This window comes from Enterobacter cloacae complex sp. 394F7 (genome assembly GCF_057320385.1).
This window is the reverse complement of the sequence record NZ_JBXWCS010000005.1, coordinates 1-16022: the sequence shown is the minus strand read 5'-3', so window position 1 is coordinate 16022 and position 16022 is coordinate 1. Positions and strand designations below refer to the sequence as shown.

At 54.9% G+C, this 16022-nt stretch carries 16 protein-coding genes; 7 read left to right on the top strand and 9 right to left on the bottom strand.

The window, feature by feature from the left end; all coding sequences use genetic code 11:
• Positions 1 to 84 precede the first annotated feature (84 nt).
• Positions 85 to 1080, top strand: a complete 996-nt coding sequence (locus tag AC2FAK_RS08985; protein ID WP_029883927.1) for a bile acid:sodium symporter family protein — start codon at positions 85 to 87, stop codon at positions 1078 to 1080.
• On the opposite strand, the gene AC2FAK_RS08980 is transcribed toward AC2FAK_RS08985, so the two are convergent.
• The 3 genes from AC2FAK_RS08980 to zipA all read right to left on the bottom strand — a co-directional run bounded on the left by AC2FAK_RS08980 (position 1077) and on the right by zipA (position 4365).
• Positions 1077 to 1292: a DUF3820 family protein gene (locus tag AC2FAK_RS08980; protein ID WP_003861328.1), complete on the bottom strand. Its 216-nt coding sequence runs from the start codon at positions 1290 to 1292 to the stop codon at positions 1077 to 1079. The genes AC2FAK_RS08985 and AC2FAK_RS08980 overlap by 4 nt on opposite strands.
• Before the next feature lies 1 nt (position 1293).
• On the bottom strand, positions 1294 to 3309 hold the full coding sequence (gene ligA / locus AC2FAK_RS08975) for an NAD-dependent DNA ligase LigA (protein WP_095455055.1): 2016 nt from the start codon (positions 3307 to 3309) through the stop codon (positions 1294 to 1296).
• A 69-nt stretch (positions 3310 to 3378) separates the two neighbouring features.
• Positions 3379 to 4365, bottom strand: a complete 987-nt coding sequence (zipA, locus tag AC2FAK_RS08970; protein ID WP_040022324.1) for a cell division protein ZipA — start codon at positions 4363 to 4365, stop codon at positions 3379 to 3381.
• Between the two features lie 230 nt (positions 4366 to 4595).
• Here zipA and cysZ point away from each other — a divergent pair, with 230 nt between their 5' ends.
• The 5 genes from cysZ to crr all read left to right on the top strand — a co-directional run bounded on the left by cysZ (position 4596) and on the right by crr (position 9389).
• Entirely contained in the window at positions 4596 to 5357 is a 762-nt protein-coding gene (gene cysZ / locus AC2FAK_RS08965) for a sulfate transporter CysZ (protein ID WP_058651775.1), read from the top strand.
• 163 nt (positions 5358 to 5520) lie between these two features.
• On the top strand, positions 5521 to 6492 hold the full coding sequence (cysK, locus tag AC2FAK_RS08960) for a cysteine synthase A (protein WP_013098198.1): 972 nt from the start codon (positions 5521 to 5523) through the stop codon (positions 6490 to 6492).
• Positions 6493 to 6809: 317 nt separating this feature from the next.
• On the top strand, positions 6810 to 7067 hold the full coding sequence (gene ptsH / locus AC2FAK_RS08955) for a phosphocarrier protein Hpr (protein WP_000487600.1): 258 nt from the start codon (positions 6810 to 6812) through the stop codon (positions 7065 to 7067).
• A gap of 44 nt (positions 7068 to 7111) precedes the next feature.
• The gene (ptsI, locus tag AC2FAK_RS08950) at positions 7112 to 8839 is read left to right on the top strand and encodes a phosphoenolpyruvate-protein phosphotransferase PtsI (RefSeq protein ID WP_013098199.1); all 1728 of its coding nucleotides are present in this window, start codon (positions 7112 to 7114) and stop codon (positions 8837 to 8839) included.
• 40 nt (positions 8840 to 8879) lie between these two features.
• The gene (gene crr, locus AC2FAK_RS08945) at positions 8880 to 9389 is read left to right on the top strand and encodes a PTS glucose transporter subunit IIA (RefSeq protein ID WP_003861316.1); all 510 of its coding nucleotides are present in this window, start codon (positions 8880 to 8882) and stop codon (positions 9387 to 9389) included.
• 44 nt (positions 9390 to 9433) lie between these two features.
• Here the strand turns inward: crr and pdxK are convergent, their stop codons facing one another.
• The 6 genes from pdxK to cysP all read right to left on the bottom strand — a co-directional run bounded on the left by pdxK (position 9434) and on the right by cysP (position 15111).
• On the bottom strand, positions 9434 to 10270 hold the full coding sequence (pdxK, locus tag AC2FAK_RS08940; protein WP_048972563.1) for a pyridoxine/pyridoxal/pyridoxamine kinase: 837 nt from the start codon (positions 10268 to 10270) through the stop codon (positions 9434 to 9436).
• Between the two features lie 5 nt (positions 10271 to 10275).
• A complete protein-coding gene (gene cysM / locus AC2FAK_RS08935) occupies positions 10276 to 11187 on the bottom strand; it encodes a cysteine synthase CysM (protein ID WP_013098201.1) in 912 nt (303 codons plus the stop codon).
• 118 nt (positions 11188 to 11305) lie between these two features.
• The gene (gene cysA, locus AC2FAK_RS08930; RefSeq protein ID WP_013098202.1) at positions 11306 to 12400 is read right to left on the bottom strand and encodes a sulfate/thiosulfate ABC transporter ATP-binding protein CysA; all 1095 of its coding nucleotides are present in this window, start codon (positions 12398 to 12400) and stop codon (positions 11306 to 11308) included.
• Positions 12390 to 13265, bottom strand: a complete 876-nt coding sequence (gene cysW, locus AC2FAK_RS08925; RefSeq protein ID WP_095455056.1) for a sulfate/thiosulfate ABC transporter permease CysW — start codon at positions 13263 to 13265, stop codon at positions 12390 to 12392. Before cysW ends, cysA begins: the two co-directional genes overlap by 11 nt.
• Positions 13265 to 14098 (bottom strand): sulfate/thiosulfate ABC transporter permease CysT, encoded by an 834-nt coding sequence (gene cysT, locus AC2FAK_RS08920; RefSeq protein ID WP_013098204.1) that lies wholly within the window; start codon positions 14096 to 14098, stop codon positions 13265 to 13267. Before cysT ends, cysW begins: the two co-directional genes overlap by 1 nt.
• Positions 14098 to 15111 carry a thiosulfate/sulfate ABC transporter substrate-binding protein CysP gene (gene cysP / locus AC2FAK_RS08915; RefSeq protein WP_045293418.1) on the bottom strand — a complete coding sequence of 338 codons (1014 nt, stop codon included), beginning with the start codon at positions 15109 to 15111 and terminating at the stop codon, positions 14098 to 14100. Before cysP ends, cysT begins: the two co-directional genes overlap by 1 nt.
• Positions 15112 to 15347: 236 nt before the next feature.
• Here cysP and AC2FAK_RS08910 point away from each other — a divergent pair.
• Positions 15348 to 16022, top strand: a 675-nt coding sequence (locus AC2FAK_RS08910; protein ID WP_485453290.1) for an IS4 family transposase, incomplete at its 3' end; no start/stop codon positions are given.

The window sequence follows — 16022 nt, the reverse complement described above, 5'->3', positions numbered from 1 at the left end:
TAATTCATGAATAGATGCAATAAATCAATTTTATTTCTCAAAGGGAACAAAGCACAATAGCGACATCTGTTTTCAGGAGTCATTATGAAACTATTTCGTATTCTTGATCCGTTTACACTTACCCTGGTCGTCACCGTTTTACTGGCCTCCTTCTTCCCCGCGCGCGGCGGTTTTGTGCCGTTCTTTGAAGGACTCACTACCGCGGCCATCGCGCTGCTGTTCTTTATGCACGGCGCCAAACTCTCCCGCGAAGCCATTATCGCAGGGGGAAGCCACTGGCGACTCCACCTGTGGGTCATGTGCAGCACCTTTATTCTTTTCCCAATACTCGGCGTGCTGTTTGCGTGGTGGGCTCCGGTCAATGTTGACCCGGCGCTCTATACCGGTTTCCTCTACCTCTGTATTTTGCCAGCCACCGTCCAGTCCGCGATTGCCTTTACTTCGCTGGCAGGCGGCAACGTCGCGGCCGCTGTCTGCTCGGCATCGGCATCAAGCCTGTTAGGGATTTTCGTCTCGCCGCTGCTGGTTGGCCTACTGATGAATATGCACGGTGCAGGCGGTAATCTGGAGCAGGTCGGGAAAATCTGTCTGCAGCTGCTTCTTCCATTTGTCCTTGGTCATCTTTCTCGTCCGTGGACGGGGGCGTTTGTGGCGAAGCACAAGAAATGGATCTCAAAAACCGATCAGACGTCGATCCTGCTGGTGGTTTACTCCGCCTTCAGCGAAGCCGTGGTGAATGGTATCTGGCATAAGGTGGGCGCAGGCTCGCTGCTGTTTATCGTGGTGGTCAGTATCGTCCTGCTGGCGATTGTCATTGCGGTAAACGTCTTTGTGGCACGCAAGTGCGGCTTCAACAAAGCAGACGAAATCACCATTGTGTTCTGCGGCTCGAAAAAAAGCCTGGCAAACGGCATCCCGATGGCCAACATTCTGTTCCCGACCTCGGTGATTGGGATGATGGTACTGCCGCTGATGATTTTCCATCAGATCCAGCTGATGGTCTGTGCAGTACTGGCGCGTCGTTATAAACGTCAGACGGAAAAACTGGCGCAGGAAGAGACCCGCGCCGCGAAGGCTTAAGGACGTTTCAGGGGCTGAACCAGCTGGGTCAGCCCCTCGGTTTTAATCAGTAGCGTGATGGCCATTAGCTCGCCCAGGCGTCCCGCCGGGAATTCATCCTTTCGGGCAAACCACAGCAGATACTCTTCCGGCAAATCAATCAGCCTGCGGCCCTTATATTTACCGAACGGCATCTCTGTATTGGCGATCTCGACGAGCTGCTCTTTTTCCACGTTACTCTCCCAACAGACGCATCATTTCTGCTTCATCGATTACCTCAATCCCGAGCTCCTGCGCTTTTGCAAGCTTGGAACCGGCGGCTTCCCCGGCGATCACCAGATCCGTTTTCTTCGACACGCTGCCCGCCACTTTTGCCCCCAGCGCCACCAGACGCGCCTTCGCATCATCCCGTGAAAGCTGGCTGAGACTGCCGGTCAGTACTACCGTTTTACCGGCAAACGGGCTGTCGATCTCTTCGGCATTGACGACGACTGGCGCAGGCCATTTAATGCCCTGCTCCAGCAGTTTGCCGATGACGTCGCGGTTGCTCTCTTCGGCAAAGAAGTTAAAGACGTGCGTGGCCACCACAATGCCGACATCAGGCACTTTTTGCAGCTCCTCGATGCTCGCTTTCTCCAGCGCGTCCAGCGTGCCAAAGTACGCCGCCAGACCTGCTGCGGTGGCTTCACCCACCTCACGAATACCAAGCGCATAGAGGAAACGGGCAAACGTGGTCTCTTTGGCGGCTTCCAGCGCATTCACCACATTCTGAGCCGACTTCGGCCCCATGCGGTCAAGACCGGTCAGCTTACCCGCCGTCAGTTTGAAAAGATCCGCAGGCGTGTGGACATACTCTTTCTCAACCAGCTGGTCGATAATTTTGTCGCCCATGCCGTCAACGTCCATTGCCCGTCGGGAAACGAAGTGCTTGAGTGACTCTTTACGCTGCGCGCCACAGATTAATCCCCCGGTACAGCGAGCCACCGCTTCGCCTTCCACACGCTCTACGTCTGAGCCACATACCGGGCAATGCGTCGGAAACACGATGGCGCGCGTATCATCAGGGCGCTCTGACTGAACCACGTTGACGACCTGCGGGATCACATCTCCCGCCCGGCGAATCACCACTTTGTCACCAATTCGCAGGCCAAGACGATCGATTTCATCCGCGTTATGCAGCGTGGCGTTGCTCACCAGCACACCGGCCACGTGCACTGGCTCCAGACGTGCAACTGGCGTGATGGCTCCGGTACGACCCACCTGGAACTCCACATCGCGGACAAAGGTCATCTGCTCCTGGGCCGGGAATTTAAACGCCACAGCCCAGCGTGGTGCTCGCGCCACAAAGCCTAGCTGCTCCTGAAGCGCAAGCAAGTTAACCTTGATCACCACACCATCGATATCAAAACCGAGCGTCGGGCGGTCTTCTTCAACCTTGCGATAAAACGCAAGAACCGCCTCCGGTGAGTCGCAAAGCTGCACGCGGTTGCTGACCGGCAAGCCCCACGCTTTAAACTGCAGCAAACGCCCGAGGTGGGTGTCCGGCAGCTCCCCTCCTTCCAGAATACCGACGCCATAGCAGAAGAAAGTAAGCGGTCGCTTCGCGGTAATACGCGGGTCCAGCTGGCGTAAAGAGCCTGCCGCCGCGTTGCGCGGGTTCGCAAACACCTTCCCACCGGTGCGACGCGCCTCTTCGTTGATTTTCTCGAAGCCCGCCTGCGGCAGGAAAACTTCACCGCGCACTTCCAGACGAGCAGGAATATTGTCGCCGTGCAACTTCAGCGGGATCGCGCGGATGGTACGCACGTTGGTGGTGATGTCTTCCCCGGTGGTGCCATCACCGCGCGTTGCGGCACGGACCAGCACGCCGTTTTCGTAGAGGATGCTGACGGCCAGGCCATCCAGCTTCAGCTCACAGCACCAGGTCAGGGCGTCGCTGCTTTTGAGTCGATCCTGCACACGCTTATTAAAGGCGAGGAAGCTCTCTTCATCGAAGACGTTATCCAGAGAGAGCATCGGCACTTCATGACGTACCTGGCTGAACGCACCTAGCGGTTCAGCGCCGACACGTTGGGTTGGCGAGTCCGGGGTGATCAACTCCGGGTGCTGCGCCTCTAAATCGCGCAGTTCACGCATCAGGCGATCGTACTCCGCATCCGGCACTTCCGGTGCGTCCATCACATGATAAAGATATTCATGATGGCGAAGCGTGGTTCGCAGTTCAGTGATTTGTTGTTCGATTGAGTCCATATCGCACCATCAATGAGAAAAAACCCCCGACAGGCGGGGGTTGAGGAGGAGTTGAAGAAAACGCGTCGATTACGCGTTGGCTTCCTTAACTTCGCGGATGCGGTCCTGATACTCGCGCAGTTTCTGCGGCGTCATCATGCGACGCTGGTCGTCGAGCACCACACCACCGACTTCGTCAGCGATGTGCTGAGCGGACTGCAGCATCAGCTTAAAGTTTTGCAGTTCGTCACCGTAAGACGGAACCTGCATAAAGATCGTCACGCCCGGCGTCACGAAATCGCCTGTCATTTCAGGGTCGAAGGTGCCAGGGTTAACCATGTTGGCCAGGCTAAACAACGCCGGGCCGCTACCGTCCGGGCTCAGGTGGCGATGGAAAATATTCATGTCGCCAAACTTGAAGCCAGCCTGTTGAATACTGTTAAGCAGCACGTCACCGTTCAGATGGCTGCCGTGATGGGCGGCCACGTTCATGATGATCACCGCTTCTTTACGCTGCGGTTTTTCAACAACCGGTTCTGGCTCTACAACGGGCTCTGGCTCAACCTGCGGTGCCGGGGCTGGCTGTGGTGCAGGCTGCGCCTGAACAGGCTGTTGCGGCGGTTGCTGTACCGGCTGAGCAGGCTGCGGTTGTACAGGCTGCTGCACGGGTTGCTGTGGAACCGGCTGCGGCGCAGCTGGCCGCTGTTGAACAGGCTGCTGCGGCGGCTGACGCACCGGCTCTTCCACAGGCTGCGGCGCAGGCTGGCGCGGCTGTGCAGAAGCATACGGCGGTTGATACTGGTGCTGCGCAGTACGGGGGGCTTCATGCTCCCCATGAGCCGCGCCGGGCGCAGTATTGACCCGATGAACACGAACTTCACCCACGCCGTCGTCATCGCGATCGTCGATGTCATATTCACTGTCATCGTCGTCACGACTGGACTTCATGCGCTTCAGTGGGCGATCGCGAAACATAGAAGAACGCTCTTTACGGCTGGTCCAGAAACCATGTACCAGTAAAGCGATTATGGCGATCGCGCCAACAATGATTAATATCAGACGCAAATCCTGCATCATTATATTCTCTGTTGTTCTAACACCTTGCCACCACGGCAAACATTTACTCACTAAGAGTATTTGCCGTTTACGTCAAGTGCAAGTGTGTGCAGAGCATTCACAGCATAAAGATGAACTAAATCGTGCTTTTTGCTGTTTTTTCGAACATTTCCGAACTGGTCATTGGTCCGTAACTGGATAATATAGGCGGGCAATTCCACTGGTTGTGAAAAAAGGAGTACAGCCTGGTTATGGTTTCAACATTTTCTTCTCCCCCACGCAGCGGCGTCTGGTATTTTTCTCAGGGCTGGAAACTGGTCTCCCTGCCGGGTATTCGACGTTTCGTCATTCTGCCCTTGCTGATCAACATTATTCTTATGGGCGGCGCCTTCTGGTGGCTTTTCACGAAGCTTGAAAGCTGGGTCCCGGCCATGATGAGCTATGTGCCTGACTGGCTGCAGTGGCTGAGCTATCTGCTGTGGCCACTCGCGGTGATTTCTGTGCTGTTGGTGTTCGGCTATTTCTTCTCAACGATCGCCAACTGGATTGCGGCGCCGTTTAACGGCCTGCTGGCGGAACAGCTCGAAGCGCGTCTGACAGGTGCCACGCCACCGGACACGGGCGTACTGGGGATCATGAAAGATATTCCGCGCATCATGAAGCGCGAATGGCAAAAATTCGCCTGGTATCTCCCCCGTGCAATTGTACTGCTTCTCCTTTATCTGGTGCCCGGTATCGGCCAGACGGTGGCGCCTGTGCTGTGGTTCCTGTTCAGCGCCTGGATGCTGGCTATTCAGTACTGCGACTACCCTTTTGATAACCACAAGGTGCCCTTTAAAGAGATGCGTACCGCGCTGCGCACGCAGAAAGTGGCCAATATGCAGTTTGGCGCGCTTACCAGCCTGTTCACCTTGATCCCCTTCCTTAATCTTTTCATCATGCCCGTTGCGGTGTGCGGCGCAACGGCAATGTGGGTCGACTGCTACCGTGCTAAGCACGCGTTATGGAAGTAATGCAAAAATGTGTAAACAAGGGATGGCTTATGCTATCCCTTATTCCATACTGATCCCCATTATTTCCTTGCAGTATATAGATATGCGAATTCCTTACTTCCCCCTACCTGCTTAGCAGGTATGCTGGGTCGGTATCCCAATTTCATACAGTTAAGGACAGGCCATGAGTAAGATTTATGAAGACAACTCGCTGACTATCGGTCATACGCCCCTGGTTCGACTGAACCGTATCGGTAATGGACGCATTCTGGCGAAGGTCGAATCCCGCAACCCGAGCTTCAGCGTAAAATGCCGTATCGGTGCAAATATGATTTGGGATGCCGAAAAACGTGGCGTGCTCAAGCCAGGCGTTGAGCTGGTGGAGCCTACCAGCGGCAACACCGGTATTGCGCTGGCCTATGTGGCTGCGGCGCGTGGCTATAAGCTGACGCTGACCATGCCTGAAACCATGAGCATCGAACGCCGCAAGCTGCTAAAAGCGCTGGGTGCAAACCTGGTGTTGACCGAAGGCGCGAAGGGCATGAAAGGTGCCATTCAGAAAGCCGAAGAGATTGTTGCCAGCGATCCGGCGAAATACCTGCTGCTTCAGCAGTTCAGCAACCCGGCAAACCCGGAAATTCACGAAAAAACCACCGGCCCGGAAATCTGGGAAGATACCGATGGCCAGGTTGATGTGTTTATCTCCGGCGTGGGTACCGGCGGTACGCTGACCGGTGTGTCACGCTATATTAAAGGCACGAAAGGTAAAAAAGACCTGATCACCGTGGCCGTTGAGCCGACCGACTCGCCGGTTATCACCCAGGCGCTGGCGGGTGAAGAGCTCAAACCGGGCCCGCACAAGATTCAGGGTATCGGCGCAGGCTTTATTCCGGGTAACCTGGATCTGAAGCTTATCGATAAAGTCGTCACGATCACGAACGAAGAAGCCATCTCGACGGCACGCCGCCTGATGGATGAAGAAGGTATTCTGGCCGGTATCTCTTCCGGCGCGGCCGTTGCGGCGGCGCTCAAACTTCAGGAAGATGAGTCCTTTACCAACAAGAATATTGTGGTTATCCTACCTTCATCAGGTGAGCGTTACTTAAGCACTGCACTGTTTGCCGATCTGTTTACCGAGAAAGAACTGCAACAGTAATGCCAGCATGTTAATAACGCGTAAAAAAGCACCTTTTTAGGTGCTTTTTTGTGGACTGCTTCAAAGTTTTACCCCTCCTGGCATTGATTCACCCCGTTGGGTCTGGTATTTAAACCAGCAATTATTTTGATGCGTGAAATTAATCAGCGAACGAAATACCCTTGCTGAATCGATTTTATGATTTGGTTCAAGTCTTGCTTTCGCTGCATAATGTTTAATGACGATCGAAACGTCAGCGCTAACAATACAGGCTAAAGTTCAGTCGCCAGGCTAGACTTTAGTTCCACAACACTAAACCTATAAGTTGGGGAAATACAATGTTCCAGCAAGAAGTTACCATTACCGCTCCGAACGGTCTGCACACCCGCCCTGCTGCTCAGTTTGTTAAAGAAGCGAAAGGCTTCACTTCTGAAATCACTGTGACTTCCAACGGCAAAAGCGCTAGCGCAAAAAGCCTGTTCAAACTGCAGACTCTGGGCCTGACTCAGGGCACCGTTGTCACTATCTCTGCTGAAGGTGAAGACGAGCAGAAAGCAGTTGAGCATCTGGTAAAACTGATGGCTGAGCTCGAGTAAGTTTCCGGGTTCTTTTAAATATCAGTCACAAGTAAGGTAGGGTTATGATTTCAGGCATTTTAGCATCCCCGGGTATCGCTTTCGGCAAAGCATTGCTGCTGAAAGAAGACGAGATCGTCATCGACCGGAAAAAAATTTCTGCCGACAAGGTTGATCAGGAAGTTGAACGTTTTCTGAGCGGTCGTGCCAAGGCATCTGCGCAACTGGAAGCAATCAAAACTAAAGCTGGCGAAACTTTCGGTGAAGAAAAAGAAGCTATCTTCGAAGGGCACATCATGCTGCTCGAAGATGAGGAGCTGGAGCAGGAAATCATAGCCCTGATTAAAGATAAAGGCATGACGGCCGACGCGGCTGCGCATGAAGTTATCGAAGGTCAGGCATCTGCCCTGGAAGAGCTGGACGATGAATACCTGAAAGAGCGTGCGGCTGACGTACGTGACATCGGTAAGCGCCTGCTGCGCAACATCCTGGGTCTGGCCATCATCGATCTGAGCGCGATTCAGGACGAAGTGATCCTGGTTGCCGCTGATCTGACCCCGTCTGAAACCGCACAGCTGAACCTTAACAAGGTGCTGGGTTTCATCACCGACGCCGGTGGCCGTACCTCCCACACCTCAATCATGGCGCGTTCTCTGGAACTGCCTGCCATCGTGGGTACCGGTAACGTCACCACTCAGGTGAAAAACGACGACTATCTGATTCTGGATGCCGTAAACAACGTGGTTTACGTCAACCCAACTAACGATGTGATCGAGCAACTGCGTACCGTTCAGGAGCAGGTTGCCACCGAGAAAGCGGAACTCGCTAAACTGAAAGACCTGCCAGCCATCACGCTGGACGGCCATCAGGTAGAAGTGTGCGCTAACATCGGTACCGTACGCGACGTCGATGGCGCTGAGCGCAACGGCGCGGAAGGTGTGGGTCTGTATCGTACTGAATTCCTGTTCATGGACCGTGACGCCCTGCCAACTGAAGAAGAGCAGTTTGCGGCGTACAAAGCGGTGGCTGAAGCCTGTGGCTCTCAGGCCGTTATCGTCCGTACCATGGACATCGGTGGCGACAAAGAGCTGCCGTACATGAACTTCCCGAAAGAAGAGAACCCATTCCTGGGCTGGCGTGCAGTGCGTATCGCCATGGATCGTAAAGAGATCCTGCGTGACCAGGTGCGTGCGATTCTGCGTGCCTCTGCTTTCGGTAAGCTGCGCATTATGTTCCCGATGATCATCTCTGTTGAAGAAGTGCGTGCACTGAAGAAAGAGATCGAGATCTACAAACAGGAACTGCGTGACGAAGGTAAAGCATTTGACGAGTCAATTGAGATCGGCGTAATGGTGGAAACACCAGCAGCCGCGACCATTGCGCGTCATTTAGCCAAAGAAGTTGATTTCTTTAGTATCGGCACCAATGATTTAACGCAGTACACCCTGGCAGTTGACCGTGGTAATGATATGATTTCACATCTCTACCAGCCAATGTCACCGTCCGTACTGAACTTGATCAAGCAAGTTATTGATGCTTCTCATGCAGAAGGTAAATGGACTGGCATGTGTGGTGAGCTTGCAGGCGACGAACGTGCTACACTTCTGTTGCTGGGTATGGGTCTGGACGAATTCTCTATGAGCGCCATTTCCATCCCGCGCATTAAGAAGATTATCCGTAACACGAACTTCGAAGATGCGAAGGTGTTAGCAGAGCAGGCTCTTGCTCAACCGACAACGGACGAGTTAATGACGCTGGTTAACAAGTTCATTGAAGAAAAAACAATCTGCTAATCCACGAGATGCGGCCCAAATTACTGCTTAGGAGAAGATCATGGGTTTGTTCGATAAACTGAAATCTCTGGTTTCTGATGATAAGAAAGACTCCGGAACTATTGAGATTGTTGCTCCGCTCTCCGGCGAGATCGTCAACATCGAAGACGTGCCGGATGTAGTGTTTGCTGAGAAAATCGTTGGTGATGGCATTGCTATCAAACCAACTGGCAACAAAATGGTTGCTCCAGTTGACGGCACCATCGGTAAAATTTTTGAAACCAACCATGCGTTCTCTATCGAATCTGATAGCGGTATCGAACTGTTCGTTCACTTCGGTATCGACACCGTTGAACTGAAAGGCGAAGGCTTCAAACGTATCGCAGAAGAAGGCCAGCGTGTTAAAGTTGGCGACCCGGTGATTGAATTCGATCTGCCACTGCTGGAAGAAAAAGCCAAGTCTACCCTGACGCCGGTTGTTATCTCCAACATGGACGAAATCAAAGAGCTGATCAAACTGTCTGGCAGCGTCACCGTGGGTGAAACCCCGGTTATCCGCATCAAGAAGTAATTCTTGCCGCACAGAAAAATGGCGCCTTCGGGCGCCATTTTTGTTTATGCGGGGAGGATAAGCTCGTCGTAACCTTTCGACTGCGTATAGATCATGACGTCAGTCACCCGATCGCCTGCCATGCGTATGGCGTCAGCAACGGTTTTCCCCCCCACGATACCGCTGACCAGTTCTGAACAGAACAGATCGCCCGTTCCTTTCAGATCCGTCTCGACGCGCGGGTGCGCGCTTACGGTAACGCCCTCTTTACTCACCAGCACGACGTGAATATTCTGCGGGTCGTCGGCCACTGGCGCACTGGTTATCGCCACCCATTTCAGCGTATCGGAAAGCAGCCCCTGCGCGGCGGCGATGGCGCTCTCTGGCGTGCGGCACGGTTTACCGCTTAACACTTCCAGTTCGAATACGTTGGGCGTAATGCCCTGCGCCAGCGGCAGCAGATGCTCACGATACGCCTCAGGAATATCAGGTTTAACGTACATACCGCTGTCGATATCCCCGATCACCGGGTCAACCAGCACCAGCAGCTCCGGGTGTTGCACTTTGATCGTCTTCAGCCACTGCGCCAGCAGAACAATCTGGCTGGCGCTGCCCATGTAGCCCGTAGTGACCGCCTTAAGCTCGCGCAGGATCTCGCGCTCTTCCAGCGCCTTCAGGTAGCCGCTGAACCACTCATCGGGGATCACCCCGCCGTAAAAGGTGTCATAGTGCGGCGTGTTGCTGAACAGCACCGTCGGCACGGCGGTCACGTTAAGCCGGTGGGTACGAATATTGGGTACCGCAATGCTGTTCCCCACGCTGCCGTACACCACCTGCGACTGCACCGCGACAATATCGGTTTGCTGCGCCCGGGTCTTATCCCGGAATAAAATCATCTCCATGACGCTTAAATCCCCGCCCCCTGCGAATAACTCTCTTCGCCAAAGACGCCGGTAGACAGATAACGATCGCCGCGGTCGCAGATAATCGCCACCACCACTGCACCAGGGTTCTCCTGCGCCACACGCATCGCACCTGCTACCGCGCCACCCGAGCTAACCCCGCAGAAGATGCCTTCGCGTACCGCCAGCTCGCGCATGGTATTTTCCGCCTCGCGCTGATGAATATCCAGCACCTGATCCACCAGCTGAGCATTAAAAATGCCCGGCATGTATTCCGCAGGCCAGCGACGAATACCCGGAATGCTGCTCCCCTCTTCCGGCTGCAGGCCAACAATGGCGACTGGTTTTTCCTGCTCGCGCAGAAAACGCGACACGCCGGTGATGGTGCCGGTGGTGCCCATGCTGGAGACAAAATGGGTGATACGCCCGTCGGTTTGTTGCCAGATTTCCGGGCCAGTGGTCGTATAGTGGGCGTAGGGATTATCCGGATTATTGAACTGATCCAGCAGTTTGCCTTCACCGCGCTCAGCCATCGCCAGCGCCAGGTCGCGCGCCCCTTCCATCCCCTGCTCTTTGGTCACCAGTATCAGTTCAGCACCGTAAGCCCGCATCGCGGCGCGGCGCTCCTGACTCATGTTGTCCGGCATCAGCAGCTTCATGCGGTAGCCTTTCAGCGCGGCAATCATCGCCAGCGCAATGCCGGTATTCCCGCTTGTGGCCTCAATGAGCACGTCGCCTGGCTTAATTTCACCGCGCTTCTCAGCCTGGACAATCATCGACAGCGCCGCGCGGTCTTTGACTGACCCCGCCGGGTTATTGCCTTCGAGTTTGACCCAGATTTCGCTGCCGTTGTCAGGCCCCATGCGCTGAAGCTTGACCAGTGGAGTGTTGCCGATGGTGTGTTCGAGTGTATTCACGATTTTTACTCAATAAAAAAGCCGGGTGGCGCTTCGCTTACCCGGCCTACAAGACGCAGTTTTAGCTGTAGGCCCGGTCAGCGCAGCGCCACCGGGCGATAAACATCCTAATAACCTATCAGGCTGACTCCGCCAGAGCAATATCCTCGCGCGTCTCGATGCGCTGGTTACCGTGATAAATACGGGCATGCTGCAGCCCCACAAACAGGCGTTCACCCCGGTGTGGCGCCTCTTCATCGCGCATCACCACCGTCAGCGGCTCGGTATACCAGCCCAGCGGTTGTACCACCATTTGTGTGTAGTGACCTTTAGGGCTAGCTTCCAGCACCTGCACCGGCAGCGGTGAATCCAGGCTGGTACGACGGCTGACGTCCACTTCCCACGGGCGCAGGAACAGATCCACCGGCCCCTGATGGGCAGGCGTGTATCCCAGCGGCCAGCGGTGTGCCCCGACGTGGAATTGTCCGCCGCGTACGGTGCCCTGCAGACGGTTAACTTCGCCCATAAACTCCAGGACAAAACGGGTGGCAGGTTCACGCCAGAGCTGCTCTGGCTCGTCCACCTGCTCGATGTTCCCCTGGCTCATGACCACCACGCGGTCCGCGACTTCCATCGCCTCTTCCTGGTCGTGGGTGACGAAGACGCTGGTGAATTTCAGCTCTTCATGCAGCTGACGCAGCCAGCGGCGCAGCTCTTTACGCACCTGCGCATCCAGCGCGCCAAACGGCTCATCAAGCAGCAGTATTTGTGGCTCCACGGCCAGCGCGCGCGCCAGTGCGACACGCTGTTTCTGGCCGCCCGAAAGCTGCGCCGGGAAACGGTCAGCCAGGTGGGCCAGCTGCACCATTTCCAGCAGTTTGGTCACTTTCGCTTTGATGGTAGCCGCATCCGGGCGTTCGCGACGCGGCAGCACGGTCAGGCCAAACGCAATGTTGTCGAACACCGTCATGTGGCGAAACAGCGCGTAATGCTGGAACACGAAGCCGACTTTACGATCGCGGGCATGCAGGCGGCTCACGTCGGTGCCGTGAAAACGGATATGTCCGCTGGTCTGATGTTCAAGACCGGCGATGATACGCAGCAGCGTGGTTTTACCCGAGCCAGACGGCCCCAGCAGCGCCACCATTTGTCCGGAAGGGATATCCAGCGAGATATCATTCAGCACCTGGGTGCGACCAAAAGACTTCTTAATATTGGCAATCTCAATGCTCATGATTTCCCTCCTGATGCTGACGTTTTTCCTGATTTTCTAAACGCCACTGCACCACACTCTTCAAAAACAGGGTCAAAATAGCCATCAGCGTCAGCAACGCTGCGGCGGTAAAGGAGCCGATGGTGTTATAGTCCTGCTGCAGCAGTTCAATCTGTAACGGCAGCGACAGGGTTTCACCTCGAATGGAACCGGATACAACCGACACCGCCCCAAACTCGCCAATTGCGCGGGCGTTGGTCAGCACCACCCCATAGAGCAGTGCCCAGCGAATATTCGGCAGCGTGACGCGGCGGAACATCTGCCAGCCTGACGCGCCCAGCAGCACAGCCGCTTCGTCTTCGTTGCTCCCCTGGCTTAACATCACCGGTACCAGTTCGCGTACCACAAACGGGCAGGTTACAAAGATAGTCACCAGCACCATACCCGGCCAGGCAAACATCACCTGCAGGTTGTGCTCATCCAGCCAGCCACCCACCGGGCCGTTAGAGCCGTAAAAGAGCAGATAGACCAGACCCGCCACCACCGGTGAGACGGCGAACGGGATATCCAGCAGCGTCAGCAGCATCTGACGCCCCGGGAAGGTAAAGCGCGTCACCAGCCAGGCCAGCAGCGTACCGAATACCAGGTTGACCGGCACGGTGATCAGCGCAATCAACACCGTCAGCCAGATGGCGTGCAGCATATCCGGGTCCGCCAGGTTTTCCAGCGCGGGCATAATCCCTTTGCTGAACGCCTGCACGAAAATATAGATTGTCGGTACCACGAGGATGAGAGCAGAAACCAGCACGCCAGTACCAATCAAAAACCATTTACCCCAGTTGATGCGGGGCGCATCGTATCGCTTCAATTGAGTAACTTCCGCCATCAGTGACCTACCACACGTCGACCAAAGCGACTTTGCAGAGTGTTGATTGTGTAGAGCAGCAGCAACGATGCGGCAAGAATGACCGAGGCAATGGCGCTCGCTGCCGGGTAATCAAACTCCTGCAAACGGATAAAAATCATCAGCGACGTCACTTCCGTTTTCCACGCAATATTACCGGCGATAAAAATGACCGCACCGAACTCGCCGAGGCTACGGGTAAACGACAGCGCCACTCCCGCCATCAGCGCAGGCGAAAGCTCAGGCAGGACAACTTTACGGAAGCTCTGCCAGCGCGTAGCCCCCAGCGTTTCTGCCGCTTCTTCATATTCCGGGCCTAACTCTTCCAGCACCGGCTGTACGGTACGCACCACGAACGGAATACTGGTAAAGGCCATCGCCACCGCGATACCGAGCCAGGTATAGGTCACTTTGATGTCAAACTTCGCGAGCCACTCGCCGTACAGACCGTTTACAGAGAAAAGTGACGCCAGCGTTAAACCGGCAACGGCCGTCGGCAGTGCGAATGGTAAATCCATTAACGCGTCGAGCAGCGTGCGGCCCGGAAAACGATAGCGGGTTAAAATCCACGCCATCAGCAGGCCAAACACGCCGTTAAAAAGCGAGGCCACAAACGCCGACAGCAGCGTCACTTTATAGGCCGCAACGACCTGTGGGTTGGTGACCACTTCCCAGTACTGGGACCAGCTCATCTGCGCAAGCTGCATCACCAGCGCGCTGAGCGGCAACAACAAAATCAGGCAGACGAACAGCAGGCTGGTTCCGAGGCTTAAGGTAAACCCCGGCAGCACGCGTTTAGTCGAGAGGGCAAACATTACTTACGCCCCGCCGCCAGCAATTTGTCTAATTCACCGCCGCTGGCAAAATGCGTTTTCATCACCTCAGGCCAGGAGCCGAAATGATCCTCCACGCGGAACAGCGCGGTCTGGGGGAATTTATCTTTCAGTTTGTTCATCACGTCAGGGTTGTTCACGCGGTAGTAGTAATCGGTAATGATGGTCTGCGCCTGTGGGCTGTACAGGTAGTTGAGATAGGCTTTTGCCGCTTTCTCAGTGCCGTTTGCCTGCACGTTTTTATCCACCCACGCCACCGGGAACTCGGCCAGGATGTTGGTTTTCGGGATAACGACTTCAAAGCCCTGCGCTTCATACTGCTTGCGGATGTTGTTCACTTCCGATTCAAAGCTAATCAGCACATCGCCCAGACCGCGTTCTGCGAAAGTCGTGGTTGCTCCGCGACCGCCGGTATCAAACACTTCGACGTTTTTCAGGAACTGGGTCATGAACTGCTCGGTTTTGGCTTTATCGTTACCGTCTGCTTTGTCCGCTGCACCCCACGCCGCCAGCCAGGTATAACGCGCATTACCGGAAGTTTTAGGGTTCGGGAAAATCAGCTTTACGTCAGAACGAACCAGATCGCTCCAGTCGTGGATATTCTTCGGATTGCCCTTACGTACCAGGAAGCCCATGGTGGAGTAGAACGGCGAGCTGTTGTTTGGTAAACGGCTCTGCCAGTCGGCCGGGATGAGCTTGCCTTTGTCATGCAGGATCTGCACATCGGTCACCTGGTTATAGGTCACCACGTCCGCTTTCAGCCCCTGGAGGATCGCCAGCGCCTGTTTGGACGAACCGGCGTGAGACTGTTTAATGGTCAGCTTGTCGCCGTTATTGTCTTTCGCCCACTGCTGCTCAAACGGCGGGTTAAGGGCGGCAAACAGCTCGCGGGAGACGTCATATGAACTGTTCAGCAGCTCAGTCGCCTGCGCCTGTGCCACCAGCAGTAAACCTGCCAGTGCCAGGGATCCTTTTTTCAGTACAGTAACGGCCATTGCGCACCCTTATAAATGTGATGACTATCTTATTGTCATAATATTTATAACGAGGTCGAAAGGAGTAACGGTTTTATATACCGTTTGGTGATTTACAAGCAGAAAAGGGAATAAGGGTGTGGCCTGTTGCCCTCACCCCAACCCTCTCCCAAAGGGCTGAGGGTTCCCCAGAAAAATGAAAAGCACGATGAAGTGTGATCTACTGGTTGCGCTAACAAATCAGAAGAGACCTCATCGTGCCTTTACAGACAGTCTGCCAGAAATTTTTCTCCGCGTCTTTACCGGACGTTCACAGCTTCCGGATTAATGTCCTTGTTTCCATGGCCGTTGCTCTCACGCACGGTGCGGATCTGACCCTGACCAGCCTTGGTCGCTCTCTTCCCGGCAGGGCGCACGTCAAAAATAAAATTAAACGTGTTGACCGTGCCCTGGGTAATACCGCCCTTCACCGGGATATTCCCCGTATTCAGCACCTGCTCACACATACCATCACCTCCCTGATGCCCTTCTGTGTGATTGCTGTCGACTGGACAGGCTGGCATGACAGGAACTGGTATCTTCTGCGGGCAAGCCTGGTCTGTAATGGTCGCTCACTGCCGCTTATGAGTGAGGTTGTCCCCGCAGAGCTGGCGCAGAACAGCGATGTACAGTGCCGCTTCCTTGACCGCCTGCATGATGCCATCCCGAAAGATAAAGCCGTCACCATCATTACGGATGCAGGATTCCGGACAGACTGGTTCCGGCATGTCAGCCAGCTGGGCTGGAGCTTCACCGGCAGGGTCAGGGGCTGCATCAGCTTCCGGCTGGGTGGAGATAAAAAGTGGATGAAAATCAGTGAGCTTGAGGCTACCGGACAACCGGTCTGCGTGGGTTACGGTGTCCTGTCCCGTAAACCACGAACGCCCTGTTAC

Excerpts from the sequence above, each read along its gene's own strand:
- cysZ (WP_058651775.1), top strand. The coding sequence starts at position 4,596 with ATGGTTTCAACATTTTCTTCTCCCCCACGCAGCGGCGTCTGGTATTTT.
- ptsH (WP_000487600.1), top strand. The coding sequence starts at position 6,810 with ATGTTCCAGCAAGAAGTTACCATTACCGCTCCGAACGGTCTGCACACC.
- cysP (WP_045293418.1), bottom strand. The coding sequence starts at position 15,111 with ATGGCCGTTACTGTACTGAAAAAAGGATCCCTGGCACTGGCAGGTTTA.
- cysK (WP_013098198.1), top strand. The coding sequence starts at position 5,521 with ATGAGTAAGATTTATGAAGACAACTCGCTGACTATCGGTCATACGCCC.
- cysT (WP_013098204.1), bottom strand. The coding sequence starts at position 14,098 with ATGTTTGCCCTCTCGACTAAACGCGTGCTGCCGGGGTTTACCTTAAGC.
- cysW (WP_095455056.1), bottom strand. The coding sequence starts at position 13,265 with ATGGCGGAAGTTACTCAATTGAAGCGATACGATGCGCCCCGCATCAAC.
- ligA (WP_095455055.1), bottom strand. The coding sequence starts at position 3,309 with ATGGACTCAATCGAACAACAAATCACTGAACTGCGAACCACGCTTCGC.
- crr (WP_003861316.1), top strand. The coding sequence starts at position 8,880 with ATGGGTTTGTTCGATAAACTGAAATCTCTGGTTTCTGATGATAAGAAA.
- ptsI (WP_013098199.1), top strand. The coding sequence starts at position 7,112 with ATGATTTCAGGCATTTTAGCATCCCCGGGTATCGCTTTCGGCAAAGCA.
- pdxK (WP_048972563.1), bottom strand. The coding sequence starts at position 10,270 with ATGGAGATGATTTTATTCCGGGATAAGACCCGGGCGCAGCAAACCGAT.
- AC2FAK_RS08985 (WP_029883927.1), top strand. The coding sequence starts at position 85 with ATGAAACTATTTCGTATTCTTGATCCGTTTACACTTACCCTGGTCGTC.
- cysA (WP_013098202.1), bottom strand. The coding sequence starts at position 12,400 with ATGAGCATTGAGATTGCCAATATTAAGAAGTCTTTTGGTCGCACCCAG.
- zipA (WP_040022324.1), bottom strand. The coding sequence starts at position 4,365 with ATGATGCAGGATTTGCGTCTGATATTAATCATTGTTGGCGCGATCGCC.